1 protein-coding gene is annotated in these 665 nt (G+C 21.1%); it reads left to right on the plus strand.

Annotated elements, in window-relative coordinates; all coding sequences use genetic code 11:
* The coding region (locus tag IE124_RS34285) for an exonuclease domain-containing protein (RefSeq protein WP_229833186.1) at positions 1-458 on the plus strand (458 nt) is incomplete at its 5' end.
* Positions 459-665 lie beyond the last annotated feature (207 nt).

Below are 665 nucleotides of genomic sequence, written 5' to 3' on the forward strand. Positions count from 1 at the left end.
GATCTGAAATTATAATGCACAATGCTGAATTTGATATTGGATTTATTGATTATGAATTTTCAATTTGTAATAGAAATAGAAGTAAACAAAATCATATAGGCCCAGTTAGAAGTAAATGTACAATTATTGATACTTTAAAATTAGCAATAAAAAATCATCCAGGCCAAAGAAATAGTATAGATAGATTATGTAAACGTTATAATATAGATAATAGACATCGGAATTTACATGGAGCTTTATTAGATGCTGAAATATTAGCAGAAATTTATTTAGCTATGACAGGAGGTCAAGTTATATTAAATTTAAAAAATATTGAAAATAAAAAAAAATTAAAAAGTTTAAAAAAAGGTAATTTAAAAATTATATATCCAGTTAATAAAGAATTATTAGAACATAGAGAAAATATAAATGGCCTTAGAAATAAAACCGGATTTTGTTTATGGGATCGTATTACTTAACTTATTTTAAACAAAATAAAATTGGAATTTAATATGATTAATTGGTTTTATGATTATGTATTGTTTTTTTCTAAAGTCTTTACTATTTTTATAGCTCTTATTATTATTTTATTTTTTTTAAAAACGAAAAATGTTTATTTTAAACAAAATAAAATTAAAATAACAGATTGGGGAGAGTATTTTAAAAATCGTAGTCTTACATTAGTT

This window comes from Streptomyces narbonensis (assembly GCF_014649015.1).
Lineage (GTDB): Bacteria > Actinomycetota > Actinomycetes > Streptomycetales > Streptomycetaceae > Streptomyces > Streptomyces narbonensis.